The sequence below is a fragment of the Qipengyuania thermophila genome, assembly GCF_004153605.1.
In the GTDB taxonomy this organism is placed as follows: Bacteria; Pseudomonadota; Alphaproteobacteria; order Sphingomonadales; family Sphingomonadaceae; genus Qipengyuania_B; species Qipengyuania_B thermophila.
Genome location: NZ_SDSI01000002.1, coordinates 752,716 through 777,515, shown reverse-complemented (window position 1 = coordinate 777,515; position 24,800 = coordinate 752,716). Strand labels below are relative to the sequence as shown.

The window sequence follows — 24,800 nt, the reverse complement described above, 5'->3', positions numbered from 1 at the left end:
ACTTTCCATTCAACGCCGCGCGATCAAGCCTTGCCCGCAGCAGGACCGGCCGCCGGTGAACGCGGCCGGATAGCAGGTGCGCAGGATCCATGTTGGCATACCTCTTTCTCGGAACCCCTGTGCTCGCGGCGCTGGGAACGGGTGCGCCTGCCGAGACGGGCGCAGTTGCCGCAAGCGGGGGCAGCGAGGTTGTCCGGGCTGCACCGGCCCCTGCCATCCTCCCGCGGCCGGCGCGCTCGGCGCCGGCAGGAGCGCTGTTCGACTGGCACGGGTTGGATCGCCGCGCCCAGCAGGTGCGGATCGAACAGCGCGTCATCATCCGCGTGGTCCCTCTTGCCCCGCTGGCCGAGCAGCGGCGCCCGGCTTCGGCGCCGCTGCGGCTGGAAGAACGGCGGGCGAGGGGCTGCATTCCCATGGAGCAGATCGCCGGCGTGAGCGGATATGGCGACGACCGCATGCTCCTGTACCTGCGCGATCGGCGCATGTTCAGCGTGGCTTTTGACAGATCATGCCCGGTCAAGGCCTTCTATTCCGGCTTCTACGTCGAGCGGAATGGAGACGGGATGCTTTGTCCTGCCCGCGACGTCGTGCAGGCGCGCTCCGGTGTCCGCTGCACCGTGGGGCGTCTGCACCGGCTCGTCGTTCAGGATTAGGGTTGCCGCGTCCTTGACTCCGCGCGGCGTTGTGACAAGGTGAGCCGCAGGAACGCCGCCATTGCGGCGCAATCATTGTTGGGCGCTTCACTTCCAGATGAATTTTGCCGATCTCGGCTTGTCGCCGGAACTCCTTCAGGCGGTCGAAGCCGCCGGCTACACCGAGCCGACGCCCATCCAGGCGCAGGCGATTCCTGCCATGCTGATGATGAAGGACATCATCGGGATCGCGCAGACCGGCACCGGCAAGACGGCCAGCTTCGTCCTGCCGATGATCGACATCCTGCATCACGGCCGCAGGCGCGCCCGCATGCCGCGTTCCCTCATTCTTGAGCCGACCCGCGAACTCGCCGCACAGGTCGCGGACAATTTCGCCATCTATGGCCGCGGTCACGACCTCAAGATGGCGCTGCTCATCGGCGGCGTGCAGATGGGCGATCAGGTCAAGGCGCTGGACGAAGGGGTGGATGTCCTCATCGCGACGCCGGGCCGGCTCATGGACCTGTTCGAGCGCAGCAAGATCCTGCTGACCGGCTGCGAGATGCTCGTCATCGACGAGGCGGACCGCATGCTCGACATGGGCTTCATCCCGGACATCGAGTTCATTTGCGGCAAGCTTCCCGCCACGCGGCAGACGGTCCTATTCTCGGCGACGATGCCGCCGCCGATCGAAAAGCTCGGTAACAAGTTCCTCAACAATCCCAAGCGGATCGAGGTCAGCCGTGCGGCGTCAACCAACGAGAACATCGCCCAGCACAAGGTGACGGTCGCGCCCCGCGAGAAGCGCGAGACGCTGCGCTGGTTCCTCAGGAACGACGATGTGCAGACAGCCATCGTCTTCGCCAACCGCAAGACCACTGTGCGCGAGGTGAACCAGAGCCTGCGCCGCCACGGCTTTCGCAGCGGCGAAATCCACGGGGACATGGACCAGGCGAGCCGCAACCGGGAACTGGAGCGGTTCAAGTCCGGCGAGATCAACGTGCTGGTGGCGAGCGACGTCGCTGCCCGGGGTCTCGACATCAAGGGTGTCAGTCACGTCTTCAATTTCGACACGCCATGGCATCCTGACGACTACGTGCACCGCATCGGCCGGACGGGGCGGGCAGGCGCCAAGGGGCGCGCGTTCACCTTCGTGACCCCCGACGACGCCGAAGCGATGCAGAACGTCGAGACGCTGACCGGATTGATGGTTCCCGTTTTCGAGCTGCCCGACACGCGCAAGCGTGCTGCCGGTCGCGGCGACGCGCAACAAGGCGTCTCTGTGCCGGCCGGTCCGGACCGGAAGGGGAAGAGGCGCAAGGAGCCCGCAGAAGCGGCGGCCGCCCATGGACGCGATCCGCGCCATGAGTCGGGACGATCCCGCGAAGAGCGACGCGGCGGCCGGCAGGAGGCAGACGCCGAACCGGATGTTGTTGGCGAATGGAACGGGCCTCGCCCGTCATTCCTGGACGTGTCGGCGACGGCCGCTTCTTAACACTTGCACAACCCCGCGGCCGTATGCCGGGGCCATGGCGGTGCTGGCCCAGTCCCTCGTTGGTTTTCTGAAGCTTGTCGGCGGCATGGGCCTCGTGTTCGGCTGCCTCGCGCTGCTGACCAAAGGGCGCGGGCTGCTCGACGCCATGAAGCGCACAGGCTCCGAATTCGCCACCAATCTTGGCCTGGCGTTCCTGAACAGCGTGGTGCTGATGCCGCTGCTTGTGCTTCCCTCGACCTGGCTTCACGACCGCGTGCCGGCCTGGCCGTTTGCTGTCGAGCTGTGGGCGGTAGCGCCGGCGGCGATGACACTTGTCGCCGCAGTCCTCGTGTGGGACTTCGCGGTGTACTGGCGGCACCGGGCGGAGCATCTTCCCGCGCTGTGGCCGTTTCACGCGACGCACCACGCCGACACCCACTACCACTGGCTGACAGTGCTGCGGAAACACCCCGTCAGCAATCTCATCAGCCTGCTGGTCGACGTGCTCCTACTGCTGGTGCTGGGTTTTCCCCCTTGGGCTGTCGCGGCGGCAGGCGTGATCCGCGGGTTCTGGGGCTTCTTCATCCATGCGGACGTGCCCTGGACGCTCGGTCCGCTCGGGCTGGTTCTGATTTCGCCGGCGGCGCACCGTCTCCATCACATCCGTGACGAGGCGTTCATGGGAACGAATTTCGGCAACACCGTCACGCTGTGGGACCATGTGTTCGGCACCTACGCCGATCCTCGTGCGCATGTGGATTGCGAAACCGGCATCGCGGAAGGAACCCGCAATTTCTGGGGCGAGCTGCGCCGTCCATGGGAAATGCGTCGGAGATCCGGCGGTGTTGCTGCACCCGCTGCCGACGCCGCATCGGCCACCTGAGAAGGTCAGTGCGCCGCGGGTCTGACGAAACTGTCGATCACCCGCTTCGGACCGCTCGTTTCGAAATCGATTTCGAGCTTGTTGCCTTCCTGCCCCGTGACGGTGCCGTAACCGAACTTGTCGTGGAAGACGCGCGTGCCGGGCGCGATGTCCGAGCGGGGTCGCGCAGCAAAGCTCGCCGCGCTCCGCCGGCTTTCCGGCACGCTCAGCTGTTTCAGGTCGTAGCCCGTCGCCACCGCCCGCTGGAACCCGGGCCCGCGCCCGGCGGCGCGGTCGGGGCGCAGGGCCGCGACATGGGCGAACGGATCCTCCTGCTCGGACCAGTTGGCACGCCAGAGCGAGGCGCCGCCGGTCATGGTCGTGTGCTGCTCCACGTGATCGGCGGGAAGTTCGCCGATGAAGCGGCTGGGAATGGAGCTTGTCCAGCTGCCATAGATGCGGCGGTTGGCGGCATGCAGGATCGTGCAACGCCGGCGTGCGCGCGTGATGGCCACATAGGCGAGCCGGCGTTCTTCCTCGAGGCTCACCGTGCCGCCTTCGTCGAGCGCGCGCTGGGAGGGGAAGACGCCTTCCTCCCAGCCTGGCAGGAAGACGTGGTCGAATTCCAGCCCCTTGGCCGCGTGCATGGTCATGATCGTGACCTTGTCGCCATCGTCACGCGCGTCGTTGTCCATGACGAGGCTGACATGCTCGAGAAAATGCTCGAGCGACGGGTAGTCTTCCATCGCCCGCGCCAGTTCGGACAGGTTCTCCAGCCTTGCCGCGGCCTCCGTGCTGCGTTCCTTTTGCAGCATCTCCTCGTAGCCGCTTTCCGCGAGCACGAGGCGCAGGAGATCGGCGGGACGAAGATCGTGCGCCTGTTCGCGCCACCGCGCGAACAGGTTCAGCAGCCCGGCCAGCGTGTTGGCAGCGCGGCGCGGCAGTTCGTCGCTGTCGCACAGTTGCAGCGCGGCTGCCGCCAGTGGCATCCCGGTGCGGCGCGCGTGGCGGCGCATGGCGTCCAAGGCCTTGGCCCCGAGGCCGCGCTTGGGCTGGTTGTGAATGCGCTCGAACGCGAGATCGTCCGCCGGCTGGGCGATGACGCGCAGATACGCAAGCGCGTCGCGGACCTCGGCCCGCTCGTAGAAGCGGAAGCCGCCGATGATGCGGTAGGAGATGCCGGACTGGATGAACCGGTCCTCGAACTCGCGGGTCTGATACTGCGCCCGCACGAGAATGGCGGTCGCATCGAGCCTGGTTCCGCCGCGCATCAGTTCCTCAAGCTCGTCCGCAACGCGGCGGGCTTCTTCCGGTCCGTCCCAGACGCCGATCACCCGCACCCGTTCTCCTGCCGGCAGTTCCGTCCACAAGGTCTTGCCCAGCCGTTCGCGGTTCGCGCCGATCAGACCCGACGCGGCGGCCAGGATCTGCGGGGTCGAGCGGTAGTTCTGTTCCAGCCGGATCACCGCGGCACCGGGGAAATCCTTCTCGAAACGGAGGATGTTGGCCACCTCCGCGCCCCGCCACGAATAGATCGACTGATCGTCGTCTCCCACGACGCATACATTGCCGCGTCCCTGCGCCAGCAGCCGCAACCACAGGTACTGCACCTGATTGGTGTCCTGATACTCGTCCACCATGATATACCGGAAACGCTGCTGATACTGTTCGAGAATGCCGCGTTCGCGCCTGAAGATGTTGACCATGTGCAGGATCAGATCGCCGAAGTCGCAGGCGTTCAGTGCTTTCAGGCGCTGCTGGTAGAGATCGTAGAACTGCTGTCCACGCCCGTTGGCGAAGGCCTCGTTCTCGAATGCGTCAAGGTCCGAAGGGTTCAGGCCCCGGTTCTTCCACCTGTCGATCAGCTGTGCGAGCTGGCGCGCGGGCCAGCGCTTTTCGTCCACCTCGTTGTCGATGATGAGCTGCTTGAGCAGGCGCAGCTGGTCGTCAGTGTCGAGAATGGTGAAGTTGCTTTGCAGACCGACGCATTCGGCGTGCCGCCGCAGCATCCGGGCACACAAGGCGTGGAAGGTGCCGAGCCATGGCATCCCGTCCACATTGCCGCCGAGGTTCTGGGTGACCCTCTCGCGCATCTCGCGGGCGGCGCGATTGGTGAAGGTGACGCACAGGATTTCGCTTGGCCACGCGCGCCGCGTCAGGATGAGATAGGCAAGCCGGGCCGTGAGCGCCGCCGTCTTCCCCGTTCCGGCGCCCGCCAGCATGAGGACCGGCCCTTCGGTCGTCAGCACGGCTTCACGCTGAGGCGGGTTCAGCCGTCGGAGAAACTCCGGCACGTGGGCAGGGTGTTCCGCTGTGGTCTCGATGTCGTTCATGGCTCGTCGGAACAGCTAGAGAACGGCGGACGGCGCGACAAGGGCAGTTCGGCGCATTGCCGGAACGCAACCGCGTGCCTCTGCGTAGCATCGTGACGATGAACACCAAGGAGTAGCACCATGATCAAACATGTCTTCGCCGGCGTGGCCGGCGCCGCGCTGATGGCGGTTCCTGCCGTCGTCGTCGCCCAGAGCCAGACACAGCCTCAAACCCAGACCCAGACCCAGACCCGCACGCAGACGACCACCACCACCACGACCGGCACGAGCGGGACGCAAAGCCAGACCATGACCGCTACCCAGCGCGCCGCCTATGACCGGCTCACCCCGGAACGGCGTGGCACCTTTGACCGGATGAGCCCCCAGATGCAGTCCTACTACTGGACATTGAGCGAAAGCGATCGCGACGCCTGGTGGCTGCTGAACGACGAACAGCGCGGCCAGCTCTACAACCTTCCCGCTGAGCAGCGCACGGCGGCCTGGGCCTCCATCCGCCAGCAGATCGCGGCCGCCGGCGGTGCGACAGCCGCCCAGCAGAANCCTCCATCCGCCAGCAGATCGCGGCCGCCGGCGGTGCGACAGCCGCCCAGCAGAACGCCATGGCCCAGCAGCAGGGCACGATGCGGCAGCAGCAGGGCACCATGGGCCAGCAGCAGGGCACCATGGCTCAGCAGCAGGGCGCCATGGCCCAGCAGCAGGGCACGATGGCTCAGCAGCAGGGCGCGATGGGCCAGCAGGGGATGACCAGCGGCAACATCCGGTGGGTCAGCAATCCGCGCGTGCAGCCGCTTCCGGCCTCAAACGTGGACACGACGGCCGGCAACCTTCCGGTGTGCTCCGCGACGCGCCGTGACCATTGCATCAACCGGTCGGAAGCCCGCGGTCAGACCGCGCGCGCCCGGACCCGCTGACCTTTCGCTGTGCCTTGCGGTGTGGCGTCCTTCGCGGACGTCACACCGTCACGGCGTTTGGGTCGCGGCGCAGAAACGTAAGACCGGCCACGCCGACCCGCCGCGTCTTCACGACCTGAAGACCTGGGATCGACACCGTGCGACGGGCATCATGTTCAAGAACGGCGATGCTGGCCTCGCCCAGCCAGCCCATGCGCAGCAAGCGGTGAAGCGCCACGTCGCCCTGCGTGCTGTCGTAGGGCGGATCGAGCAGGATGAGGTCCAGCGCATCCGCGCGCCGGGAAAGCCGGGTGGCAGATTCCGTCAGCACGGTCGCGCGGCTGTCGGCGCCCAGGGCGGCGATGTTCGCCCGCAGACAGACAAGAGCCTTAGCCTCGTGCTCGACGAACACACAGGACGCAGCGCCGCGGGAGAGGCTTTCCAGCCCGAGCGCGCCCGACCCGGCAAACAGGTCCGCGACGCGCAGCTCCTCCAGCGAGCCCAGTTCGCTGTGCAGCATGCTGAACAGGGTTTCCCGCACGCGCGAGGCGGTGGGTCGGGTCAGTCCGGAGTCGGGAACCCGAAGTCGGCGCCCCCTCCATTCGCCGGCGATGATCCGCACGGCTCAGCCCCCCACTCGCAGCTGCCTCAGCAGCGCGGCGACGTCGCGGCCGGGCACCTCCGCCACCTGGCCCGGCGGCAGATGATCGAGCAGGAACGGCCCGTAGGCAGTGCGGATCAAGCGGCTCACGGCGACACCCAGATGCTCCAGCACCCGGCGCACCTCGCGGTTCTTGCCCTCGGTCAGGGATAGTTCGATCCACTGATTGCGGCCGGTGCGCCGTTCGAGATTGGCGTCGATCCGCCCGTAACGGACCCCGTCGATGGTGATGCCTTCGATTAGATCCTCGAGCGCGGCCTGAGTGATGGTGCCGTAGGTGCGGGCGCGGTAGGTTCGCGGCACACCGGACGACGGCAGTTCGAGCGCCCGTTTCAGCGCGCCGTCATTGGTGAGGAGCAGCAGACCTTCGGTGTTGAGGTCGAGCCGGCCGACCGGCATCACCCGCGGCGCTCCCGCCGGCAGCGCGTTGCGAAGTGCCGTGTAGATCGTCGGGCGACCGCGCGGATCTCGTTCCGCGGTGATCAGGCCCGGCGGCTTGTGAAACCGGAACAGCCGTGCACGCTCGGGCTGCGCCACGGGTTGGCCATCGACGGTCACGCCGCGCAGGTCGGTGATGAAGGTCGCCGGACCTTCCACCGTTTGCCCGTTCACGCTCACCCGGCCGTCCGCGATCATCCGTTCGACTTCCCGCCGGCTGGCCACGCCGGCGCGGGCAAGCAGTTTGGCAATGCGGTCGCCGCTCGGCCGGGGATCGGACATCATCCTTCGCGCCTACGGCGTCGCCGGACGGTGTGCAAGGCAGGGCCCTTGACGCGCGCATAACACTTGCGTTCATCAACGGGTGCTAGCAACCGGCTGAACGCTGAGCACAGCGGACCGGAACGAGGAGGGGAGCAGAACATGGTGGACACCAAACCGGCGCAGACGGCCGCGCAGCCGTCGCTGTTCGCTGCCGTTCTGCCGTACTTGGAGAAGGAGTCCGCGGCGGCGTTCCTTCTCGGCATTTCCTCCGGCTTCCCGTTCGCGCTTCTGGCGGCCACCCTGACGACGCGGCTCGCGCAGGAGGGGATCGACAAGTCGACCGTCACCGCCTTCACCCTCGCCTTCCTCGTCTACAACCTCAAGTTCCTGTGGGCGTGGATCGTCGACGGGGTGCGGATCCCGGTCCTGGGCCGTCTCGGCCAGAGGGTGTCGTGGATGCTGGTGGCCGGTGCTCTCGTGATCGCCGCCACCATCAACCTGGCGCTGGTGCAGCCCAGCGTCGACATCGTCTGGACCGCGACGTCGGCGGTGCTGCTCGGCATCGCGGGCGCGACCTTCGACATCGTCATCGACGCCTACCGCATCGAGACGCTCAAACCCTATCAGCTCGGCACCGGCTCGGGGATGAGTCAGTATGGCTGGCGCATCGGCGCCGCCGGTGCGGGCGCCCTGGCCCTCGTGGTGGCCGCCCGTTACGGATGGGAAGCGGCCTACATGGCGTGCGCGGTGTTCGCCCTGCCGGCGATGCTGACGGCGCTGGCGCTCGGCGAGCCTGCGCGCCGGCAGATCGTTGCAGCGAGGCAGGGGCTGGCCGAGACGTGGCGGGCCATCGTCGGGCCCTTCTCGGAATTCTTCAGGCGGCACGGCGCCTGGCTCGTCCTGCTGTTCATCCTCGTGCACAAGATCGGCGACACGCTGGCGAACCTCACCTTCCGCCTGCTGTTCAACGATCTCGGCTACACCAACGACGAGATCGCCATCTACGATGTCGGCGTCGGTTTCTGGGCGCTGATCGTCGGCGTGTTCGTCGGCGGGATCATCTACGCCCGCCTGGGGCTAAAGCGATCGGTGCTCATCGCCCTGGTCCTGATGGCGGTGTCAAACCTCAGCTTCGCCGCGCTGGCGGCGGCCGGCAAGAGCAACCTTGGCATGGCGGCCGCGATCGGCTTCGAGAACTTCGCCAGCGGGTATGGCGGGGTCGTGGTCGTCGCGTATTTCTCGGCCCTGTGCGACCTGCGTTTCACCGCCGCGCAATATGCCCTCATCAGCGCCGGGGCGAGCATTGTCGGGCGCGTGCTGACGGGCACGACCGCGGGCGCGCTGATCGACGCTGTCGGCTATGTCAACTTCTACCTGCTGACCACGGTGCTGGCGCTCCCGGGCATCGTGCTGTTCTGGTGGATGATGCGCACCGGATTGGTGGACGCGGCGATCGGCACCGCCGGTGAAGTCGGGCCGGGCAGCGCGCGCAGCGATCCCCCGCTCTAGCGCGGCAGGGCGCCGTTCTGCTTCAGCACGGCGCCGGCAAGATAGAGCGAGCCGGTGATGAGCACCGGCAGGCCATCGTCCGGCATGGCGCGAAGCGCGTCGGCCACCGTTTCGCGGAAGCAGGCAGGCGGCGGAAAGGCGGCGGCGTCGTGCCACCGGTGGCCCGGCACCGGAACGACGCCGAGACTGGCCACGCTGTTGCCGAAGGCGGCGACGAACGCGCCGGGATCCTTGCTCTCGATCATGCCCACGATCAGGTGGACTGGCCGCCCCGCAAGGTGCGCGGCCAGAGCCGCGGCGGCAGAGCCGTTGTGCCCGCCGTCGAGCCAGATCTCGCGCGGCGCCAGACCCGCGAGGAGCGGGCCGGGACCAAGCCGCTGGAGCCTTGCGGGCCATTCGGCCGTGGTCAGACCGCGGGCGATGGCTGCCTCGTTGACGACGATCTTCTCCTGATGGCGAAGCATGGCGATGGCTAGGCCGGCATTGGCGACCTGATGCGCGCCGGCAAGCGACGGCAGCGGAAGATGCAGGCCGCTTGTCTCCCCCCGGGTCTCGTCGCCGTAGTAAAGGCCGACAGCAAGGTCGCGGATGTCCCAATCCCGGTCCTGCGCGAACCAGGGCGCGCCCACGCGGGAGGCCGTGGCGGCGATCGCTTCCCTTTCCGGCTCGCCATAGGCGAGCGTCACCAGCGGCACGCCGGGCTTGGCGATGCCGGCCTTCTCGAAGGCGATGCGGGCCAGCGGGTGCGCCGGCGTGTTCTCCTCGGGCGCCAGCAGGAACCGCTCGTGATCGAGGCCGAGCGCCGCGATGCCGCAGGCGGCGGGCGCAGGGATCACGTTGGTCGCATCCAGCCGTCCGCCAAGTCCGACCTCGACGATGCACACGTCGGCCGGAACGCGCGCGAAGGCGAGAAAGGCGGCCGCGATGGTCGCCTCGAAGAAGGACGGGGCGAGGCCCTCGGCGGCGTCCAGCACCTCCTCGAGCAGCACGGCGAGCGGAGCATCCTCGATCAGCGCTCCGGCGAGGCGGATGCGCTCGTTGTAGCGGACCAGATGCGGGCTGATGGTGGCGTGGACCCGCAGCCCCTGCGCCTCGCAGATGGCGCGCAGGAAAGCGCAGGTCGATCCCTTGCCGTTCGTCCCGGCGACGTGGAACACCGGCGGCAGGCGATCCTGCGGGTCACCGAGCCGGGCGAGCAGTGCACGGATTGTCTCCAGTCCCAGCCGGCCTTCCGGCTGGCTGAGGCGGGCGAGCCGGTCCAGCTGCGCCTGCACCCGCGGGTCATCGGACCGGCCAACGTCGCGCACTCGTGTTCACCCCGTGTGCGGCGCGAGATAGTCGAGGATGCGCGCCAGCGTCGGGCGCAGCTCGCTCCGCTTCACCACCATGTCGATCATGCCGTGTTCGAGCAGGTATTCGGCGCGCTGGAAGTTCTCGGGCAGCTTCTCGCGGATCGTTTCCTGGATCACCCGCTGGCCGGCAAAGCCGATGAGGGCGCCCGGCTCGGCGATCTGCACGTCGCCCAGCATGGCATAGCTCGCGGTGACGCCGCCGGTGGTCGGGTCGGTCAGCACCACGATATAAGGCAACCCGGCCTCGCGCAGGCGCCGCACCATGACGGTCGTCTTGGGCATCTGCATCAGCGACAGGATGCCTTCCTGCATCCGGGCGCCGCCGGCGGCGGTGAACACGATGTAGGGCCGCCTGTTCCGCAGGGCATCGTCCGCCCCGGCACAGAACGCCGCGCCCACAGCCAGCCCCATGGACCCGCCCATGAAGCCGAAATCCTGCACCCCGACGGTGGCGGGACGCCCCTCGATCGCGCCGACGGCGACCACGAAGGCGTCGGCGTGGGCACTCTTCGCCCGCGCCTGTTTCAGCCGCTCGGTGTAGCGCTTCTGGTCGCGGAACTTCAGCGGATCCTCGCGCACGGCCGGGGTGGGGAGCAGGGCGAACCCCTCGTCCAGCACCTGCCGCAGCCGCTCGTCCGCGCCGATGCGGCCGTGATGGTCGCAGCGCGGGCAGACCGACAGGTTCTCGGCGTATTCGCGTGTGAACACCATCTCGTCGCAGCGCGGGCATTTGATCCACAGGTTCTCGGGCACCTCGCGCCGGGCGAGGAACGGGAGGGTGTTGCGGACGCGGTCGAGCCAGCTCATGCGGGCACCCTTTGCGCGCCGTGCACCGCCTGCGCAAGGCTGCGCGTGAGCGCCCGCAGGTGTTCCGTCGCCGCGCTGCCGTGGCGGCCGACCAGTTCGACCAGCGCCGATCCGACCACCACCCCGTCCGCGACCTCGGCAATTCCTGCCGCCTGCTCCGGCGTCCTTACGCCGAATCCGACGGCGACCGGGAGATCGGTGGACGCCTTGAGCCGCGCCACCGCCTCCGCGATCGATCCGGTCGTCGCCTGCTGGCTGCCCGTGATCCCGGCGACCGAGACGTAGTAGAGGAACCCCTGCGACCCCGCGAGCACCTGCGGCAGCCGTGCCGCGTCGGTGGTCGGCGTGGCGAGCCGGATGGGCGCAACGCCATGCGCGCGCAGGGCAGGGCCGAGCGCGCCGTCCTCCTCCGGCGGGATATCGACGCAGATCACACCATCTATGCCCGCATCAGCGGCGGCGGCCGCGAACCATTCCGCCCCGCGCCGGACCATCGGGTTGGCGTAGCCCATCAGCACCAGCGGCACTTGCGGGTGGCGGGCGCGGAAGGCGGCTGCGATGCGCAGCACCTCGGCCGTGGTGGTCCCGCGCCCGAGCGAGCGGATGTTCGCCTCCTGGATCGCCTTGCCGTCCGCCATCGGGTCCGTGAACGGCATCCCCAGCTCGATCACGTCCGCGCCGCTGTCGACCAGCGCGTCGAGATTGGCCGCGGTGTCGCCGTCGCCTGCGGTGATGAAGGTGACGAGGGCGGGATGCGGCTTGGCGAAGGCGGAGGCGAGGCGAGAGCCACGCAGTTCAACAGTCATGATCGCGCTCGTGTGACGGGAGACATGGACCGCATGTTACACGGTCCAGAAGCAGAAAACGCGGGCTGCAAGCGTCCCCGGATGCGGCGGCGGGAGTTTGTCAGCATGGATCGGCGCACAGCATGTCATGACCGATGGGATGCACGGTAGGACAGAGGCGTGATGAACCGCAGAGCCGGCGGCAATCGGAAACGCGAGGTGCCTGACAGCCAACGCTTTCCTCGCGCGCCGAGCGGCTCACATCTCCACTCCCAGCGCTTCGGCCACGGTGAAGATGTCCTTGTCCCCGCGTCCGCAAAGGTTTGCAAGGATGACGCTGTCCTTCGGCATCGCCTTCGCCCGCTGCGCCACGGCATGGATCGCGTGGCTCGGCTCCAGCGCAGGAAGGATCCCCTCCGTCCGGCAGAGCAGCTGAAACGCCTCCAGCGCCTCCTGGTCGGTGACGGCGGTGTATTCCACGCGGCCGGTGTCCTTCAGCCAGGCGTGTTCCGGGCCGATGCCGGGATAGTCCAGCCCGGCGCTGATCGAATGGCCCTCGGTGATCTGGCCATCTTCGTCCTGGAGCAGATAGGTCCTGTTGCCGTGGAGGATGCCGGGCGACCCGCCCAAAAGCGACGCCGCGTGCTCCTCGCCATGCAGGCCGCGCCCTGCCGCCTCGACGCCGAGCATCCTGACGTCCGGGTCGTCGAGGAACGGGTGGAACAGGCCGAGCGCGTTCGATCCGCCGCCGATCGCCGCGACCAGCAGGTCCGGCAGGCGGCCGATGCGGTCGAGCATCTGCGCCCGCGCCTCGCGCCCGATCACGGATTGAAAGTCGCGGACCATCTCGGGGTAAGGGTGCGGCCCGGCGGCGGTGCCGATGATGTAGAAGGTGTCGTGGACGTTGGCGACCCAGTCGCGCATCGCCTCGTTCATCGCGTCCTTGAGCGTGCCGCGCCCGCTCGTCACCGGGACGACCGTGGCGCCGAGCAGCTTCATCCGGAACACGTTGGGCTGCTGCCGGGCGACATCGGTGGCGCCCATGTAGACGACGCAGGGCAGGCCGAAGCGGGCGCACACGGTGGCGGTGGCGACCCCGTGCTGACCCGCGCCCGTCTCCGCGATGATGCGCGTCTTGCCCATGCGGCGCGCCAGCAGCACCTGACCGACACAGTTGTTGATCTTGTGCGCGCCGGTGTGGTTCAGCTCGTCCCGCTTGAACCACACCTGCGCCCCGCCCAGACTTTCGGTCAGGCGTTCCGCGAAGTAGAGCGGCGAGGGGCGGCCGACATAGTGGGTCAGCAGATGCTGGAACTCCGCCGCAAAGGACGGGTCCGCCTGCGCCGCCCGGTAGGCGCGCTCAAGCTCGAGGATCAGCGGCATCAGCGTTTCGGCCACGAACCGGCCGCCATAGGCACCGAAATGGCCGCGTTCGTCGGGCTGGTTGCGGTAGGTGTTGAGGGCGTTGCTCATCGCTTAGTCCCTTTGCGCGGGCGGACCCACCCTGTCCAGCGTGCGTCTGGCGCGGAAGGGCCGGGCGAGGCGAAGCGCTTCCGCGGCATCAGGCTGACAGCGCCGCCGCGCAGAAGGCGCGGACGAGGTCGCTGTCCTTGACGCCCGGCTCACGCTCCACCCCGCTCGAGACATCGACCAGTTCGGCCCCGGTGGCGCGGATCGCCTGGGTCACATTGTCCGGCGTCAGACCGCCGGCAAGGCCCCAGGGCACTTGGTGCCGGTGATCTTTCAGCAGGGACCAGTCGAACGTCTCGCCATTGCCGCCGGGCAGGGCGGCGGCGGGCGCGTCGAAGATCAGCCGATCGACGATGCCCGTCCATTTCGCCGCGCGTTCCAGCGTTCCGGCGTCGCGCATCCCCACGGCCTTCCACACCTCGAGCCGGGTGTTTTCCCGCACCAGCCCGACCCATTGCGGCGACTCGCGTCCGTGGAACTGGAGCACGTCCGGGCGGATCGCCTCGATGGCTCGTCCCAGGACCAGCGGCTCGGCCTCCGACGTCAGCAGCACGACGCGCGCGGTCGGCGGGATGCGCGCCCGCAACCGGGCCGCGTCGCCCGGTTCCAGATGGCGCGGCGAGGGCGGGTGGTGGACGAAGCCGATGTGCGTCGCCCCCGCATCAACCGCGGCGTCGACGGTCTCGGCGGTGGTCAGCCCGCAGATCTTGACCTGGACGCGGCCGCGCGCGGCGGATTCGCTCACCGCTCGAAGCTGCGGATGAGGTCGTCGAACAGGCGGACGCCGAACCCCGGCGGTCCTTCCGGCGAGGTCGGGGCGGCGCGCGGCTCGTCGACGCCGGCCATGTCGATGTGCGCCCACGGCGTCGGTTCGGGCGTCACGAAGCTGAGGAAATGCGCCGCCCGACCCGCGCCCGGACCCGCGGCGCGGGTGACGTTGGCGATGTCGGCGATCGGCGATTTCATGTCCTGGGCATAGCTGGGATGGATGGGCAGGCGCCAGACGTGGTCGCCCGACCGGCGCGCCGCGTCCTCGATCCGCCGCGCCAGCGCCTCGTCACGCGCAAACAGGCCGGCGTAGTCGTCGCCCAGCGCCGTCGTCACCGCCCCGGTGAGCGTGGCGAGATTGACGAGGGCGGCGGGGCGGTAGCGGTCGATGACGTACTGGTTGGCGTCGGCCATGACCATGCGGCCCTCGGCGTCGGTGTTGATCACCTCGATCGTCTGTCCGTTCATGGTCCGGACCACGTCTCCCGGCCGGGTGGCATTGTGGCCGGGCATGTTCTCGGCCAGCGCCGCGACCGCGACGACATTCGCCCGCGCCCCGCGCCGCGCCGCCGAGAGCACCGCGCCGATGACCCCGGCCGCGCCGGCCATGTCGCCCTTCATCGCTTCCATGCCCGCCCCCGGCTTGAGCGAGATGCCCCCTGTGTCGAAGGTGATCCCCTTGCCGACCAGCGCCAGCGGGGCCGCGTCGCCGCCGCCGCGGTATTCCACGATCATCATCCGCGCCGGCCGGGCCGACCCCTGCGACACGGACAGGATCGCCCCCATGTTGAGCCGCCGCATCTGCGCCTCGTCGAGCACGGTGATGCGGACGTTGGGAACGCCGTTGAACGCCTCGCGCGCCATGGCAACGAAGCTTTCCGGGTAGACCATGTTGGCCGGCATGAAGATGAGGTCGCGGGTCAGCCGCATCGCGTCCACCAGCCCGGCGTGCTCCCGGCGGTAGGCAGCCTCGGTTCCGGCGTCGCCGACGATCGTGATCGGCTGGTCGCCGCCCGTGCTGCGACCGACCGTGCGCAGCTGGTCGAAGCGGTACTGGCCCAGTCCCGCGCCCCTGGCGACGTGGGCCGCCGGCTGGTCGAGAGTGCCGGACAGGCCCGTGGCGATGATCGCCACCGGCGTGGTGGCGCCGCGGGTGGCCTGTGCCGCGCGGCCGCCGAGATTGGCCAGCGCCACGGCATCCGGCTCGCCCGTGCCCATGCCGATCAGCAGCACCCGCTGGTAACCGCCGGTCGCATACAGGTTCAGCGTTTCGTCCGCGTCCGCCTTGAACCCCGCGGCCGCAACGGCGTCCCGCACCGCCGGGACGAGCGCCGGTGGCACGCGGGACAGGTCCGCCGCGCCGGCCATGGGGATCACAAGCGTGCCCGAGGACGGCACGGCCACCGCGAACCGCAGCGGCCGTTCGGCCGTGTTGCCGAGGGTAACGGGCGAGACGCCGCTGCCGACGGGCACGCGCTCGGACTGCGCGGAGGCGGTGGCCGGCACAAGGGCCAGCGCCGCGGCGGAAGCAAGCAGGATCAGACGCATGGAACCAGAACTCCGTGGGAAAGTGCGTGCGGGAAGAAACCGGATTGCCGCTCCGGAGCAAACCGCACGCGTGTTTGTCAAGCGTGGCCGGGTGGCGCGGCTACAGCGTCGCTTCGATCGCGCGTGCCGCCGCCAGCGGGTCGGCCGCCCGGCTGATCGGACGGCCCACGACCAGCAGGCTGCCGCCGCGGTCGCGCGCCTGGCGCGGCGTGACGACCCGCTTCTGGTCGCCCGTGCCCGCGTCGTCCAGACGCAGCCCCGGAACCACGAAATAGCCTCCCGGCCAGGACGAGCGGACCGCTTCGACCTCGTGCCCGGAGCAGACGATCCCGTCGAGGCCGGCAAGCTGCGCCAGATCCGCCAGCCGCCGGACCTGATCGGCGATGGTGCCGGTCACGCCGCTGCGCTCCAGATCGCGCTGGTCGAGGCTCGTCAGGGCGGTCACCGCCACGACCTTGGTGTGCGGCGGGGCGGCCGCCTTGGCGTCCTCCATCATCGCCCGGCCGCCGGCGGCGTGCACGGTGACCACCGCTGGCTCGAGCATGCTGAGCGCCTGCATCGCGCGGGCCACCGTGTTGGGGATGTCGTGGAGCTTCAGGTCGAGGAACACCGGCAGGCCCAGATGCCCCATGTCGAGCACCCCGGCCCGGCCGTGGGCGCAGAAGAACTCCAGCCCGAGCTTCACCATGCCGATGTGCGTCGCCACCTGCGTCACCAGCGCCTTCGCGGCGTCGAGGCGCGGCAGATCGACGGCAAGGCAGATCGGGTTGGTCACGGCCGGCCGGCATCCGGGCTGCCGGGACGGTCCGGCCGCACCGGCTGGAGCCCATCCGCGGACGCGGCCGCACGCGCGTCGCCGGGTCGGTGAACGGCGGCGGGAGCCGGGTGAGCCCGTGCGTCCTCGGCGCTCTGCAGCCGGCGCTGGAGCCGCCACATCGCGCCGCGATGGATCAGCCACATCGGCACCAGCCCGGCGAGGAAGGCGACGATGACCAGGGCCGGCAGCCGCGTGTCCACCACCAGATTGGTCCAGATCCGCACTGAGATGCCCGGTTCCCAGTTGGCCCAGCTGAACAGGAGCAGGCCGAACAGGAGAGCGACCCAGACGATCGTGCGCACGAGATGCATGTGTCCTCCACCCCGCCGCGCGGCGGGCTTGCTCCCGCTGTGCTAGGCCGAACGCCCCTCTCCGTCCAGCGCCGCGGCGGGCGGCGAACCGGGGAAGACGCGCGCGAAGATCGTGTCCACGTGGCGGAAGTGGTGTTCGGGATCGAACAGCGCCGCCAGCGCGTCTTCATCGAGCAGCCGCGTCACCTCGGGATCGGCGGACAGCAGCGACAGCAGCGAAGTCTCGCCGTCGCTGCCCCACACCTCCATGGCGTGACGCTGCACCACGGCATAGGCGTCCTCGCGGCTCATGCCCTTCTGCGTCAGCGCCAGCAGGACACGCTGGGAATGGACCAGCCCGCCCATGCGGTCGAGGTTGCGCCGCATGCGTTCGGGATAGACGACCAGCTTGTCGACGACCCCGGTGAGCCGCGCGAGAGCGAAATCGAGGGTGATCGTCGCATCCGGGCCGATGAACCGTTCCACCGACGAGTGGGAGATGTCCCGCTCGTGCCACAGGGCGACGTTTTCCAGCGCCGGCAGGGCATAGGCGCGCACCATGCGGGCAAGGCCGGTGAGGTTTTCGGTCAGCACCGGGTTTCGCTTGTGCGGCATGGCCGAGGAGCCTTTCTGCCCCGGCGCGAAATACTCCTCCGCCTCCAGCACCTCGGTGCGCTGCAGGTGGCGGATCTCGACCGCCAGCCGCTCGATGGAGCCGGCGATCACGGCCAGCGTGGCGAAGAACATGGCGTGCCGGTCGCGGGGAATGATCTGGGTGGAGATCGGCTCCACGCTCAGCCCGAGCTGCCGTGCCACATGCGCCTCCACCTCGGGCGCGATGTTGGCGAACGTGCCCACGGCGCCGGAGATGGCGCAGGTGGCGATCTCCCGCCGGGCCGCCACGAGCCGCTCGCGGCAGCGGGCGAATTCTGCGTAGGCCTGCGCCAGCTTGAGCCCGAAGGTCGTCGGCTCGGCATGAATGCCGTGGCTGCGGCCGATGGTCGGCGTGTATCTGTGTTCCTGCGCCCGCCGCTCGAGCGCCGCGAGCAGGGCGTCCAGATCCTCCAGGAGAAGGTCCGCCGCCCGGCTGAGCTGCACCGCCAGCGTCGTGTCGAGCACATCGGAACTGGTCATGCCCTGATGCAGGAAGCGGGCGTCCTCGCCCACCTGTTCGGCCACCCAGGTGAGGAAGGCGATCACATCATGGCGCGTCACCGCCTCGATCGCGTCGATGGCGGCGACGTCGATCTGCGGCTGCGTGTCCCACCACCGCCACAGGGCATCCGCCGCGCGCGCGGGCACGACACCCAGATCGGCGAGCTTCTGGGTCGCGTGCGCCTCGATCTCGAACCAGATGCGATAGCGCGCCTCCGGCTCCCACAGGGCGATCATCGGCGGACGGGCGTAACGTGGAACCATGGCGATGTCTCCGGCTGGTGCTGCGCCGCCGCGCTAGGAAGCTGCGGCACGGCGTGCAAGGATGCGCTGGCGTTGCGGACGCCTCAGAGCAGCCCCCGCGCGCGCAGCGAGACGCAGCCTTCGCGTCCGACGATCACGTGATCGTGGACGGTTATCCCCAGCAGCCGGCCCGCTTCCGCGATGTGGCCGGTGATGGCGATGTCGGCCTTGCTCGGCTCGGCACGACCGCTCGGATGGTTGTGGACCAGGATCAGCGCCGCCGCACCCACGTCGAAGGCGCGGCGAATCACCTCGCGCGGGTGAATTGCGGCCTCGTCGATCGATCCCTCGGACACGAGGTGGTCGAGCACCAGCCGGTTCTGCGTGTCGAGGTAAAGCACCCGGACCCGCTCATGCGGCAGATGCGCCATGTCGATGGTGAGATAGTCCAGGAGCGCCGACCAGCTGCCCAGCAGCGGCTTCTCGGTGGCGGTGATCCGCGCCATCCGCCGGGCGGCGAGCGCCACCGCCTTCAGCGCCGCCACGCTGCTCGCGCCCATGCCGCGCACCTGTTGCAGCGCGGCGGGTTCGGCACTCAGCACGGCGGCCAGCGAGCCGAAATGGGCGATCAGCGCCTTGGCGAGCGGCTTGGTGTCGCCCTGCCTGATGCTGGCGAAGAGCAGGAATTCGAGCAGCTCGTAATCGGCCAGCGCCTCGTCGCCGCCCGCGAGCAGCCGCGCGCGCAGCCGCTCGCGGTGCCCTGTGCCGCTGTGGGCCATGGGGGGTGATCCGTGCCGCACCGTGCCTCCTCGACGTCCGCTGTGCCTGTTGCCGTGGGCGCGCCACGGGTTCAAGAGGCGGGCGCCGACGAGGGCGGGAGGGCGTCCGCCGGCTCCGGTTGACTTGCGCAAGCGGCGCACCTAAGGGGGCCTCGCCTCGTGCGGGCGGGTTGTTGCCTGTGGAGTGAACGTGTCCTAACGCGCGCTCCATGACCGACGATCCGAACGCACCGGGATCCCACGGCGAGGATGTCCGCATCGCGGCGCTCGAGGAGCGGCTCGAGGCGGCTCGCAGGCGCGAAGGCGGACGCACTCCGGCTCACGGGACGGCCACCGACGCGAGCTATCGCAGCGGCAGCCGGGTTCTGGCCGATCTGCTGGGGGGCATCGTCGGCGGTCTCGTCGTCGGCGGGACGGTTGATTACCTGGCGGGCACCGGTCCCTGGGGTCTGCTGATCGGGCTGTTCCTTGGCGTTGTGGTGGCCTTCAGGAACGTGATGCGGATGGCCGCGCGGCCTCCGGAGTGAAGTCAAGGCGAGGGCGTGCGGCACAGAGCGGCCGCACCCGATTCGAGCAAGGGCATGCATGTCGTGGTAGCTGCACCGGCCAAGGTCGATCCGATGTACCAGTTCACGATCGAGCCTCTCTGGGGCACGCAGGACTGGACGCTGGCCGGCTACAACATCGCCTTCACCAACAGCGCCCTGTGGATGATGGTCGCCGCCGTGCTCCTGTGGGTGTTCATGCTGGGCGGCATGAAGCGCCAGCTCGTGCCGGGCCGCTGGCAGATGGCGGTGGAGAGCTTCACTGGCTTCATCGACGGCATGCTTGAAGCGAACATCGGCAAGGGCGGCCGCAAGTACCTGCCCTACGTGTTCTCGCTGTTCATGTTCATCCTGTTCGCCAACCTGCTCGGGCTGATGCCGCTGGGCGTCGTCGGGGTGCATCCCTTCACCTTCACCAGCCATTTCACGGTCACGGGCGTGCTGGCGCTGATCAGCTTTTCCATCGTGCTGATCGTCGGCTTCGCCAAGCACGGGCTGAAGTTCTTTTCGCTCTTCGTGCCGCACGGCACGCCGTTGCCGATGGTCCCCATCATCTTCCCCATCGAGCTGATCAGCTTCCTCGTGCGGCCGTTCTCGCTGGCCTTGCGCCTCTTCGTGGCGATGATGGCCGGGCACCTGCTGCTCAAGGTGCTGTCGAGCTTCGTCATCGACGGCGGCAATGCCGGGCCGCTGTGGGGAGGGGTGGTCGCGCTGCCCGCCTTCGTCCTTATGGTCGGCATCAGCGCGCTCGAAATCCTCGTGGCGGGCATCCAGGCCTACGTCTTCGCCCTGCTCACGTCGCTCTACATCAGCGATGCGGAAAACCTTCACTGACCCCGCCTGCCGGGGTTCCCGAACACGCTTGAACTGAATCTAAGGAGTTATGAACATGGACGTTGAAGCTGCACGCATGCTCGGTGCCGGTCTTGCCGCGATCGGCGCCGGTCTGGCCGCTCTCGGGGTGGGCAATGTGTTCGCCAAGTATCTGGAAGGCGCGCTTCGCAATCCGGGTGCCGCCGATGGCCAGCAGGGCCGTCTCTTCATCGGCTTCGCCGCGGCGGAACTGCTCGGCCTGCTGGCCTTCGTCGTGGCGATGATCCTCGTCTTTGTTGCCTGAACGGCACCGGCGCGCGGGCGGGTCGGAGGTGATCCGCCTGCGGGCCTTGAACGCCTGCTGACCCCGTTCGGAACCGCTCCCGATGCCACAGATCGCGCAACTGTCCGAAACCTTCGCCAGCCAGGCCTTCTGGCTGCTGATCTTCTTCGGGCTGGTCTACCTCGTCGTGGGGCGTGGCATGCTGCCGCGCATTCTCGACACGGTGGATCAGCGTGACCAGCAGATCGCTGGCGATCTTCTCGCGGCGCACAATGCCCGCGAGGAGGCGCAGGCGCAGGAGCGCGACTGGCGGCAGCGGGAGGCGGCGGCGCGTGAACGGGCGCGCGACATTGTCGCCGCGGCCAAGGCGGACGGTGCGGCTCAGACGGCGGCACGGCTGGCGGAGGTGCAGGCGACACTCGACACCCGCCTCGACGAGGCGGAGCAGAGCATCGCCACCGCCCGGCAGCAGGCGCTGGGCGAACTCGAGCGCGTCGCGGCCGAGGCGTCGCGTGACATCGTGCGGCGGCTGACCGGCGCCGAGGTGGCGGAGGACGAGGCCCGGATGGCGGTGGAAAGGGTGATGCAGCGTGGTTGACGCTCCTCAGGTGTTCGCGACCAGTCCTGCCGAGGTGCAGGCGACGGTCGGGGCCGATGCCGGCAAGCATGTCGAGCCCGAGCTGCTCGGCCTGGCACCGTACCAGATCGTCTCGCTGGCGATGCTGGTGCTGCTGCTGGTGGTGTTCCTTGGCGCGAAGGTTCACCGCGCCATCGCCGCCAATCTCGACTCGCGCATCGCTGTCATCCGCTCCCAGCTCGAAGAAGCGAAGGTGCTGCGTGCGGAGGCCGAAGCCCTGCGCGACGAATATGCCGGCAAGCTGGCCGGCGCAGAGGCGGACGCGGCGGCGCTGATCGCGCGGGCGGAGCACGAGGCAGCGGTCATTCTCGACAAAGCGCGCGCCGACGGCGATGACATGGTCGCGCGGCGGCAGCGGCTTGCCGAAGAACGGATCGCGGGCGCCGAGCGCGAGGCGGTCGATGCGCTGCGGACACGGGCGGCGACCGCGGCGGCGGAGGCATCGCGCCTCCTGATCGCGTCTCGTCGGGACGAAACCACCGAGCGCAGGCTGGCCGACGACCTGATCGCCTCGCTCTGAGGAGACCGGCGTTCGCGCCGTGTGATCACGCGCGTCCTGTCGGCGGCGCGCGACGCCTCACCAAACAGCGGCCGGGCGCGCCTTTCAGAAGGCGTCCTTGGCGGCCCTGAGCGCCGCAAAGGTGCGCACCGGATCGCCCGCCGTTCCCCACCTCTCCTGCATTGCGGGATCGTCGCAGCGCAGGAACGGGTTGGTGGCGCGTTCCCTGTCGAGAGATGTCGGCACCGTGGGCTCGCCGCGGCGTCGCTTCTCCGCGATGTCTGCGCTGCGGGCGCGCAGCGCGGCGTTGTCCGGATCCACCGAGAGGGCGAAGCGGGCGTTGCTTTGCGCATATTCGTGCCCGCAATAGAGCTGCGTTGCCGGCGGCAGAGCCCGCAACCGTTCGAGGCTGGTCCAGAACTGGTCGGCCGTGCCTTCGAACATGCGCCCGCAGCCAAGCGGAAAGAGGCTGTCGCCCACGAACGCCATGGCGGCGGCTTCGATGTGGAACGCCACATGCTCGCGCGTGTGTCCGCCCACGTCCAGAACCTGCGCCGTCCAGCTGCCGAGGGCGAGAGTGTCGCCTGCCCGGATCACCCGGTCAACGGGCGCGACGCGGGTGATCTCGGGCGGACCGGCTACAGCTGCGCCCGTCGCGGCCGCGATGACGCCGTTGCCGCCGGTATGGTCAGGATGCCAGTGCGTGTTCCAGATCTGGGTGATCGTCCAGCGCATGGTTGACGCTTCGCGCAGGTAGGCCTCGCCATCGGGAGTGTCGATCGCGACCGTCCCTCCGCTGTCCGGGTCGTGCAGCAGGAACCCGTAATTGTCGCTCCGGCAGGGAAAGACGTGAACGCGCAGCATCGCGTCACTGTAGGCAGCCGGCCGGCCGGCACAAGCAGGAAGGCCCGCCCGCCCGGTGGAAGGGCAGGCGGGCCTCGCCGGATCCGCAGGGCGGCACCGGCGCTCCCCGCCGATGCCATGGCTGCGTCACTCGCTGCGCTGCTTGAGCGCCTCGCCAAGAATGTCGCCGAGCGACGCGCCCGAGTCGGACGAGCCGTACTGTTCGACCGCCTGCTTCTCTTCGGAGATCTGGCGCGCCTTGATGGAGAAGTTCGGCTTCTTCGAGCGGTCGAAGCCCACCACCATGGCATCGACCTTCTGGCCGACTTGGAAACGGTCAGGCCGCTGCTCGTCGCGGTCGCGGCCAAGATCCGACCGCTTGATGAAGCCGGTGGCGCCTTCGTCGCCGACCTGGACTTCCAGCCCGCCGTCCCGCACCTCGAGCACCGTCACGGTGACGATGTCGTTGCGCTTCAGCGAGCCGCTGCTGCCCGCCTCGCTCGGCGCACCCTTCTCGATCTGCTTCATGCCGAGCGAGATGCGTTCCTTCTCCACGTCGACGTCGAGAACGACGACCTCGACCTGCTCGCCCTTGCGGTGCAGGGCCAGCGCATCCTCGCCCGAGATGCCCCAGGCGATGTCCGACATGTGGACCATGCCGTCGACATCGCCTTCAAGGCCGATGAACAATCCGAACTCGGTGGCGTTCTTCACTTCGCCGGTGACCCGCGAGCCGACCGGATGCTTCTCGGCGAATTCTTCCCACGGATTGCCCTGCGCCTGCTTGAGGCCGAGCGAGATGCGCCGCTTCTCGGAGTCGACCTCCAGCACGACGACATCGACCTCCTGGCTCGTCGAGATGATCTTGCCGGGGTGCACGTTCTTCTTCGTCCAGCTCATCTCGGAGACATGGACGAGGCCCTCGATGCCCGACTCCAGTTCGACAAAGGCGCCGTATTCGGTGATGTTCGTCACCACGCCGCGCAGCTTGGCGCCGACCGGATACTTGGCCGCGACTCCTTCCCACGGGTCGCTCTCGAGCTGCTTCATGCCAAGGCTGATGCGCTGCGTCTCGGCGTTGATGCGGATGATCTGCACCGTCACGGTCTGACCGATCTCGATCAGCTCGGAGGGGTTGTTCACCCGCTTGTAGCTCATGTCGGTGACGTGCAGCAGGCCGTCGATGCCGCCAAGGTCGACGAACGCGCCGTAGTCGGTGATGTTCTTGACGACACCCTCGATGACCTGCCCTTCGGCCAGCTTGTCGATGAGCTCGGTGCGCTGCTCGGCACGGGTTTCCTCGAGCACGGCGCGGCGCGAGACGACGATGTTGCCGCGGGCGCGGTCCATCTTGAGCACCTGGAACGGCTGCGGCACGTCCATCAATGGCGTGATGTCGCGGACCGGGCGGATGTCCACCTGGCTGCCCGGAAGAAACGCCACGGCGCCGTCCAGGTCGACGGTGAAGCCGCCCTTGACGCGGCCGAAGATGCGGCCTTCCACCCGCTTGCCTTCGCCGAACTCGCTCTCGAGACGGTCCCACGCCGCCTCGCGCCGGGCCCGGTCGCGGCTGAGCATCGCTTCGCCCTCGGCATTCTCGACGCGGTCGACATAAACCTCGACCTCGTCGCCCACCTTCAGGCCGTGTTCGTCGCCCTCGCGGCTGAACTCGCGCAGCGGAACGCGTCCCTCGCTCTTGAGACCGACGTCGATCAGCGCGGAACCGGCTTCGATCGCGGTGATCGTGCCCTTGACCACGCGGCCTTCGAAGCCGCCGTCGGCCGCGCCGCCCAGTTGTTCGTCGAGGAGCCGCGCAAAGTCGTCGCGGGTGGGGTGTGCCGAGGTGGCCATGTGTCTGGTTGTTCCTGCTCGTATCGATTTACCGGCCAGGTGGTTGTCTCCACCGGTCTTTTGGCCGCCCATGCCGCCGGAGCCGGATGCTCTCGGCAGCGCCCGTGAGGGCGGGGTGTTCGCGGCACGGGTTCCGCATGGGAGCGGCGCCTTGCGCGCCCGACAGCCAGCCATGCAGGATACCGTGTCGCGAGCGCGTGCCCCGCTCGTCGGACGGCCCGGCGCCTAGCGTGAACGGCCCGCAAACGCAAG

Annotated in this window: 24 protein-coding genes; 9 read left to right on the top strand and 15 right to left on the bottom strand. The window is 68.8% G+C overall.

Annotated features, from left to right (window positions below):
• Positions 1-89: 89 nt before the first annotated feature.
• The 3 genes from ETO60_RS08030 to ETO60_RS08020 all read left to right on the top strand — a co-directional run bounded on the left by ETO60_RS08030 (position 90) and on the right by ETO60_RS08020 (position 2,989).
• On the top strand, positions 90-653 hold the full coding sequence (locus ETO60_RS08030) for a hypothetical protein (RefSeq protein ID WP_130004401.1): 564 nt from the start codon (positions 90-92) through the stop codon (positions 651-653).
• Positions 654-750: 97 nt separating this feature from the next.
• Positions 751-2,127, top strand: a complete 1,377-nt coding sequence (locus ETO60_RS08025; protein WP_130004400.1) for a DEAD/DEAH box helicase — start codon at positions 751-753, stop codon at positions 2,125-2,127.
• A gap of 34 nt (positions 2,128-2,161) precedes the next feature.
• On the top strand, positions 2,162-2,989 hold the full coding sequence (locus ETO60_RS08020) for a sterol desaturase family protein (RefSeq protein ID WP_130004399.1): 828 nt from the start codon (positions 2,162-2,164) through the stop codon (positions 2,987-2,989).
• A 5-nt stretch (positions 2,990-2,994) separates the two neighbouring features.
• On the opposite strand, the gene ETO60_RS08015 is transcribed toward ETO60_RS08020, so the two are convergent.
• From ETO60_RS08015 to ETO60_RS07995, 3 genes are all read right to left on the bottom strand, one after another.
• Positions 2,995-5,301: an ATP-dependent helicase gene (locus ETO60_RS08015; RefSeq protein WP_130004398.1), complete on the bottom strand. Its 2,307-nt coding sequence runs from the start codon at positions 5,299-5,301 to the stop codon at positions 2,995-2,997.
• A gap of 951 nt (positions 5,302-6,252) precedes the next feature.
• Positions 6,253-6,813: a 16S rRNA (guanine(966)-N(2))-methyltransferase RsmD gene (rsmD, locus tag ETO60_RS08000; protein WP_130004395.1), complete on the bottom strand. Its 561-nt coding sequence runs from the start codon at positions 6,811-6,813 to the stop codon at positions 6,253-6,255.
• Positions 6,814-6,816: 3 nt separating this feature from the next.
• Positions 6,817-7,572, bottom strand: a complete 756-nt coding sequence (locus ETO60_RS07995; RefSeq protein ID WP_130004697.1) for a pseudouridine synthase — start codon at positions 7,570-7,572, stop codon at positions 6,817-6,819.
• A gap of 141 nt (positions 7,573-7,713) precedes the next feature.
• Here ETO60_RS07995 and ETO60_RS07990 point away from each other — a divergent pair, with 141 nt between their 5' ends.
• Positions 7,714-9,063, top strand: coding sequence for an AmpG family muropeptide MFS transporter (locus tag ETO60_RS07990; protein WP_130004394.1), 1,350 nt, complete (start codon positions 7,714-7,716; stop codon positions 9,061-9,063).
• Here the strand turns inward: ETO60_RS07990 and ETO60_RS07985 are convergent.
• The 10 genes from ETO60_RS07985 to radC form a co-directional block, all read right to left on the bottom strand.
• Positions 9,060-10,370, bottom strand: a complete 1,311-nt coding sequence (locus tag ETO60_RS07985) for a bifunctional folylpolyglutamate synthase/dihydrofolate synthase (RefSeq protein ID WP_130004393.1) — start codon at positions 10,368-10,370, stop codon at positions 9,060-9,062. The genes ETO60_RS07990 and ETO60_RS07985 overlap by 4 nt on opposite strands.
• Before the next feature lie 6 nt (positions 10,371-10,376).
• Positions 10,377-11,222, bottom strand: a complete 846-nt coding sequence (accD, locus tag ETO60_RS07980) for an acetyl-CoA carboxylase, carboxyltransferase subunit beta (protein WP_130004392.1) — start codon at positions 11,220-11,222, stop codon at positions 10,377-10,379.
• Positions 11,219-12,028, bottom strand: coding sequence for a tryptophan synthase subunit alpha (gene trpA, locus ETO60_RS07975; RefSeq protein ID WP_130004391.1), 810 nt, complete (start codon positions 12,026-12,028; stop codon positions 11,219-11,221). The genes accD and trpA overlap by 4 nt, the downstream gene beginning before the upstream one ends.
• A gap of 237 nt (positions 12,029-12,265) precedes the next feature.
• The gene (gene trpB / locus ETO60_RS07970) at positions 12,266-13,480 is read right to left on the bottom strand and encodes a tryptophan synthase subunit beta (RefSeq protein ID WP_130004390.1); all 1,215 of its coding nucleotides are present in this window, start codon (positions 13,478-13,480) and stop codon (positions 12,266-12,268) included.
• Positions 13,481-13,568: 88 nt separating this feature from the next.
• Positions 13,569-14,222 (bottom strand): phosphoribosylanthranilate isomerase, encoded by a 654-nt coding sequence (locus tag ETO60_RS07965; RefSeq protein ID WP_130004389.1) that lies wholly within the window; start codon positions 14,220-14,222, stop codon positions 13,569-13,571.
• Positions 14,219-15,793, bottom strand: coding sequence for a leucyl aminopeptidase family protein (locus tag ETO60_RS07960; protein ID WP_130004388.1), 1,575 nt, complete (start codon positions 15,791-15,793; stop codon positions 14,219-14,221). Before ETO60_RS07960 ends, ETO60_RS07965 begins: the two co-directional genes overlap by 4 nt.
• A 100-nt stretch (positions 15,794-15,893) precedes the next feature.
• The gene (gene pyrF, locus ETO60_RS07955) at positions 15,894-16,568 is read right to left on the bottom strand and encodes an orotidine-5'-phosphate decarboxylase (protein ID WP_130004387.1); all 675 of its coding nucleotides are present in this window, start codon (positions 16,566-16,568) and stop codon (positions 15,894-15,896) included.
• Positions 16,565-16,921 carry a LapA family protein gene (locus ETO60_RS07950; protein ID WP_130004386.1) on the bottom strand — a complete coding sequence of 119 codons (357 nt, stop codon included), beginning with the start codon at positions 16,919-16,921 and terminating at the stop codon, positions 16,565-16,567. The genes pyrF and ETO60_RS07950 overlap by 4 nt, the downstream gene beginning before the upstream one ends.
• 42 nt (positions 16,922-16,963) lie before the next feature.
• The gene (gene purB, locus ETO60_RS07945; protein ID WP_130004385.1) at positions 16,964-18,319 is read right to left on the bottom strand and encodes an adenylosuccinate lyase; all 1,356 of its coding nucleotides are present in this window, start codon (positions 18,317-18,319) and stop codon (positions 16,964-16,966) included.
• An 83-nt stretch (positions 18,320-18,402) separates the two neighbouring features.
• Positions 18,403-19,077 carry a RadC family protein gene (gene radC / locus ETO60_RS07940; RefSeq protein ID WP_130004384.1) on the bottom strand — a complete coding sequence of 225 codons (675 nt, stop codon included), beginning with the start codon at positions 19,075-19,077 and terminating at the stop codon, positions 18,403-18,405.
• 209 nt (positions 19,078-19,286) lie between these two features.
• Here radC and ETO60_RS07935 point away from each other — a divergent pair, with 209 nt between their 5' ends.
• The 5 genes from ETO60_RS07935 (at position 19,287) to ETO60_RS07915 (ending at position 21,875) form a co-directional block, all read left to right on the top strand.
• Positions 19,287-19,604 (top strand): AtpZ/AtpI family protein, encoded by a 318-nt coding sequence (locus ETO60_RS07935; RefSeq protein ID WP_130004383.1) that lies wholly within the window; start codon positions 19,287-19,289, stop codon positions 19,602-19,604.
• Between the two features lie 54 nt (positions 19,605-19,658).
• Positions 19,659-20,456 carry a F0F1 ATP synthase subunit A gene (locus tag ETO60_RS07930; RefSeq protein WP_130004695.1) on the top strand — a complete coding sequence of 266 codons (798 nt, stop codon included), beginning with the start codon at positions 19,659-19,661 and terminating at the stop codon, positions 20,454-20,456.
• Positions 20,457-20,511: 55 nt separating this feature from the next.
• Positions 20,512-20,739, top strand: a complete 228-nt coding sequence (locus tag ETO60_RS07925) for a F0F1 ATP synthase subunit C (RefSeq protein WP_130004382.1) — start codon at positions 20,512-20,514, stop codon at positions 20,737-20,739.
• A gap of 82 nt (positions 20,740-20,821) precedes the next feature.
• A complete protein-coding gene (locus tag ETO60_RS07920; protein WP_130004381.1) occupies positions 20,822-21,316 on the top strand; it encodes a F0F1 ATP synthase subunit B family protein in 495 nt (164 codons plus the stop codon).
• Positions 21,309-21,875 (top strand): F0F1 ATP synthase subunit B family protein, encoded by a 567-nt coding sequence (locus ETO60_RS07915; protein WP_234026391.1) that lies wholly within the window; start codon positions 21,309-21,311, stop codon positions 21,873-21,875. The genes ETO60_RS07920 and ETO60_RS07915 overlap by 8 nt, the downstream gene beginning before the upstream one ends.
• An 84-nt stretch (positions 21,876-21,959) precedes the next feature.
• Here ETO60_RS07915 and gloB read toward each other — a convergent pair whose 3' ends face one another.
• Both gloB and rpsA read right to left on the bottom strand, forming a co-directional pair.
• Positions 21,960-22,718: a hydroxyacylglutathione hydrolase gene (gene gloB / locus ETO60_RS07910; protein WP_130004380.1), complete on the bottom strand. Its 759-nt coding sequence runs from the start codon at positions 22,716-22,718 to the stop codon at positions 21,960-21,962.
• Between the two features lie 126 nt (positions 22,719-22,844).
• The gene (gene rpsA / locus ETO60_RS07905) at positions 22,845-24,548 is read right to left on the bottom strand and encodes a 30S ribosomal protein S1 (RefSeq protein WP_130004379.1); all 1,704 of its coding nucleotides are present in this window, start codon (positions 24,546-24,548) and stop codon (positions 22,845-22,847) included.
• Positions 24,549-24,800 lie beyond the last annotated feature (252 nt).

Bases quoted from the DNA above. Each gene is read 5' to 3' on its own strand.
- ETO60_RS08030 (WP_130004401.1), top strand. From the start codon at position 90: ATGTTGGCATACCTCTTTCTCGGAACCCCTGTGCTCGCGGCGCTGGGA.
- ETO60_RS08025 (WP_130004400.1), top strand. From the start codon at position 751: ATGAATTTTGCCGATCTCGGCTTGTCGCCGGAACTCCTTCAGGCGGTC.
- ETO60_RS08020 (WP_130004399.1), top strand. From the start codon at position 2,162: ATGGCGGTGCTGGCCCAGTCCCTCGTTGGTTTTCTGAAGCTTGTCGGC.
- ETO60_RS08015 (WP_130004398.1), bottom strand. From the start codon at position 5,301: ATGAACGACATCGAGACCACAGCGGAACACCCTGCCCACGTGCCGGAG.
- ETO60_RS07995 (WP_130004697.1), bottom strand. From the start codon at position 7,572: ATGTCCGATCCCCGGCCGAGCGGCGACCGCATTGCCAAACTGCTTGCC.
- ETO60_RS07990 (WP_130004394.1), top strand. From the start codon at position 7,714: ATGGTGGACACCAAACCGGCGCAGACGGCCGCGCAGCCGTCGCTGTTC.
- accD (WP_130004392.1), bottom strand. From the start codon at position 11,222: ATGAGCTGGCTCGACCGCGTCCGCAACACCCTCCCGTTCCTCGCCCGG.
- trpA (WP_130004391.1), bottom strand. From the start codon at position 12,028: ATGACTGTTGAACTGCGTGGCTCTCGCCTCGCCTCCGCCTTCGCCAAG.
- trpB (WP_130004390.1), bottom strand. From the start codon at position 13,480: ATGAGCAACGCCCTCAACACCTACCGCAACCAGCCCGACGAACGCGGC.
- ETO60_RS07960 (WP_130004388.1), bottom strand. From the start codon at position 15,793: ATGCGTCTGATCCTGCTTGCTTCCGCCGCGGCGCTGGCCCTTGTGCCG.
- ETO60_RS07950 (WP_130004386.1), bottom strand. From the start codon at position 16,921: ATGCATCTCGTGCGCACGATCGTCTGGGTCGCTCTCCTGTTCGGCCTG.
- purB (WP_130004385.1), bottom strand. From the start codon at position 18,319: ATGGTTCCACGTTACGCCCGTCCGCCGATGATCGCCCTGTGGGAGCCG.
- radC (WP_130004384.1), bottom strand. From the start codon at position 19,077: ATGGCCCACAGCGGCACAGGGCACCGCGAGCGGCTGCGCGCGCGGCTG.
- ETO60_RS07935 (WP_130004383.1), top strand. From the start codon at position 19,287: ATGACCGACGATCCGAACGCACCGGGATCCCACGGCGAGGATGTCCGC.
- ETO60_RS07930 (WP_130004695.1), top strand. From the start codon at position 19,659: ATGCATGTCGTGGTAGCTGCACCGGCCAAGGTCGATCCGATGTACCAG.
- ETO60_RS07925 (WP_130004382.1), top strand. From the start codon at position 20,512: ATGGACGTTGAAGCTGCACGCATGCTCGGTGCCGGTCTTGCCGCGATC.
- ETO60_RS07920 (WP_130004381.1), top strand. From the start codon at position 20,822: ATGCCACAGATCGCGCAACTGTCCGAAACCTTCGCCAGCCAGGCCTTC.
- gloB (WP_130004380.1), bottom strand. From the start codon at position 22,718: ATGCTGCGCGTTCACGTCTTTCCCTGCCGGAGCGACAATTACGGGTTC.
- rpsA (WP_130004379.1), bottom strand. From the start codon at position 24,548: ATGGCCACCTCGGCACACCCCACCCGCGACGACTTTGCGCGGCTCCTC.